This window comes from Aminobacter sp. P4_H6_2 (assembly GCF_056400805.1).
The window spans coordinates 1-3,320 of the sequence record NZ_JBFUKO010000593.1; the positions used below are offsets into that span (position 1 = coordinate 1).

The following is a 3,320-nucleotide window of genomic DNA, read 5'->3' on the forward strand; positions in this document are numbered from 1 at the left end:
CATCAGGAACGAATACAGGCCAATCTGGTTCCACACTCTCCCCGCCAAAACAAATCACGGTTCAAATGAGAGTAAGGGCCTGCCGTAAAAGATATGGCAAGCTCTTATTACTGGAGCGATTGGGCACGTCCTGGGCTTGGCGACAAGTAATGCCTTGATAAGGTCCGGCCTACTGAATCTCGCCCGATGCTCGCTGGTGGCCTTCTGGCCGTATGTAAAAACCGTTCAACCGTAATCGGCGAGGCATCGCAGTCTGGTGGGCGGTGCGCCCCTCATCTCCCCGGTCCGGTGAGGTCGACGACGAGCGCCACCTGCCGGACCCTTGACTCCTTCACTTTCTCTCGGTGGCCGCGTCATCGCCCGCCATAAATTGAAGAAATTCCTCGAGGTTCGTCCAGCCATCTCCATCCAGGTCGTATTGGCCGTCCTTCGGGTTCGCTGGATCAAGGCCGTTCTTTACTTCCCAGTCATCGGAAAGTCCGTCTTTGTCAGAATCCAGATAGGGCGTTCCCCCAGCCAAGTCCGGCCATCCGCCGACTTGCGTCGGATCGGTTCTGAGCAGTTTTCCCCGGCGTTCTTCAACCACCTCGATGACGCGCTTGTCGACCATATCCCGCTCAGGTTTATTCGCGCCAGCATTCTCCAACACCTGTTCGTAGGCTTGCTGCGGCGTGGATGTGCGGATTGCCGGGGCGTCAAAAGGCTCCGCCACAACAAAATGCCTTTGATCTTCGGCAACGACCAACTTTTCTTCCTGGGCGGCGTCGGTTCGGTAAGTTTCGTCGTAATTGTCGTTGACGTAAATCGCGTGTCCCATCCCGCTTTCTTCAAATAGATGAATCATGTGGTCATCGACGTCTTTATCACCTGCAATCTTGTAGTTGCCGACAACGTTGGCACGGATGGCCGACCATTCGTCGCCGAAAGTCACCACATATTCCCATTTTGGCGAATAAAAAACGTTGTTCACGATGCTTGTGATCCCATCTGGGTCACTGGTTTTTATCTGGGGATTTCGAAACTTGCCCAAGGCAAAAAGCGAGTGGTGCACCGAGATGTTCCCGCCCTTGGTGAACAACATGTTGCGAGCGCGGTTCTTCTTGCCGGGCCCGCCGTACAATAAAGGCTCGCTCGTGATCCCCCACTGCCAGGTAAAATCACTTGCTCCTTCGGAATCGATTGTCTCGTCGGACCCCCAGCTGGCCGATATGTGGTCCAGCATGATGTCTTTCGCTGCCTCAGTATACATTCCCAACGCCCCCGAACAGCAAGCCTCGATCGCATGAGGACCAGGGCGGAGCCGGATATGCCGAATGATCACGTCGTGAGTTTGAATTTCGATCGAGGGGCGAATTTGCTCGTCGCCGTTGCGTATGGCGATTCCGCCCCCCGGAGCCGTTTCACCCGCGATGGTCAGGAACGGGTTCCGGACAACCAGCGACGCGACGTCGAGAACAATAGTTCCGGCAGTTCGAAAAATACAAGTTCGCGGCCCCGATGCCTCAATGCAGTCACGCAACGAACCTGGGCCAAATTCGCTCGCGTTGACAACGAATAATACCTTGCCGCCTCGCCCGCCGACCGCACCGGCGCCAAAACCTTCTGCGGTGGGAAATGCGCGCTGCCTTCCATCTGGAAGCTTCGGCGAAAGCGGCGTCGTCAGATGCTGGGCGGCGGCTTCACCCGGCGCCATCGCTCCTTGGCCGATCAATCCAACCGCAATTAAGCAGCCGAGAGCAATTCTTTCAAAAAAGGCCGGAACATCCACTTCGAAGATTGTTTTCATGCGCCTTCCTTTTCAGGAATTTGAGACATGGCCGTCATGTCGTACCTCGCGCGCACCGCGGCCGCGAGGATGTGGATTACTGGATCTTTCTAAGTCTCTTTCGGAATCCCATCACCGCAGTGCGAGGAACCGGTTTGCAGCTCTAGTTCGCCTGTTCGGTGAGCGAACATGGCGCAGAGTTCACACTTGCCACTCAACCGTTCGATTTGCCGGTGTGCAAATATTGCCACATTGCTCCCAAATGTGCATTGAGCTTAGTCTATGCGCGACATCAGCCTTGTCCGCCCGATTTCGGCTCGCCTCGCCGTCAGCTTGAGAAGCCATTGAACGCCGAGCCGCACCGCGTCGCCGTCGAGAGCGGCCGTCCGGAGATAATTGCCACTCTCATTATTGCGCCAAACCGAATGTACCACTAGAATGCCGTAGCGGAACATAGGCCTTCTCGATGTCCTAGTGACTCATGATCACATCGGCTTCAGACGCTCTCAACGGTGATCTCACTGCCGACCTGCAGCGCCGAAAAAATACGTCTTTTGTCTTTAATCACGCCAACCATACATTAGGCCTGCTGGACGTGTGGGGCTTGGCCAAACGGCGCATCTGGACGATCACCACGGTCGTTTTGGGCTGCACTTTGCTGGCGACAATTGCAGCGCTTACACTTCCGAAGACGTATACTGCCACCTCGGGAGTAGTCTTGGAAAGGAAGGACGTCCGTCCGTTCGCTACCGATGCATCCCTGCAGTCGCTTGACCGTGACCGTTCGGCTGCGGAAACCGAAATKGACGTTCTGCAATCGCGACAGTTCGCCGGCCGCATCGTGGACAAGCTGGACCTTGTCATCGATCCGGGCTTCAACCCGTATGCCCGCAACAAAGACGAACCGAAAAACACTGATGGAATTCTTGCCAGTCTAAAGCAAATCGCCGGAACTTTTCGGCCGACTGTTCCCTCGGTCGAACCTCCAGCTTTGTCAATTCAGCGTGATCGCGCGATTTCGACATTATTGTCTCAATACGATGTGACACGCAACGGCGAGAGTCTCGCCGTCAGGATCACCGTCTCTAATCGAAATCCAAATCTTGCTGAATTGATCGCAAATACAATTGCGATGATGTACGTCGAATCCTCGCTCGAGTTAAAGCAGGACGAGCGGGTTGCGGACAAAGAACGTGCATTGACGACTGGCGGTGCGGTAAGTTTCCTCCGACAAAGCATAGCGCAACCCCTCCTGCAAACCCTTCGGTCTGAAGAGGCGCGGCTTGAGCAAGAGCGAGCGGAGTTCGTAGCGAATCTTGGTGAAAATCATCCGAAGGTCATTAACAAGAACGAGCAGATCGCGACCGTTCGTAAAATGACAAGCGACGAGGTCGAGCGTATATTGGTGGATCTTGAGGCTGAGTCCCTGAAGCCAAGCGCGCGAATTGTGTCGCAGGCAGAAGTTCCAACGTCGCCGTCGTTTCCCATCCCGAGCATTATCATTCCGGCAGCGTTTGCAGGCTCAACCCTGCTGGCCTTTTTGCTGGCTCTTATG

General features: G+C 55.1%; 2 protein-coding genes. One reads left to right on the forward strand and one right to left on the reverse strand.

Annotated features, from left to right (window positions below; all coding sequences use genetic code 11):
- Window positions 1-331: 331 nt before the first annotated feature.
- Window positions 332-1,786, reverse strand: a complete 1,455-nt coding sequence (locus AC1DUU_RS27105) for a pectate lyase (protein WP_476786448.1) — start codon at window positions 1,784-1,786, stop codon at window positions 332-334.
- A 460-nt stretch (window positions 1,787-2,246) separates the two neighbouring features.
- Between AC1DUU_RS27105 and AC1DUU_RS27110 the strand changes: the two genes are divergently transcribed.
- Window positions 2,247-3,320, forward strand: a 1,074-nt coding sequence (locus tag AC1DUU_RS27110; RefSeq protein WP_476786449.1) for a Wzz/FepE/Etk N-terminal domain-containing protein, incomplete at its 3' end; no start/stop codon positions are given.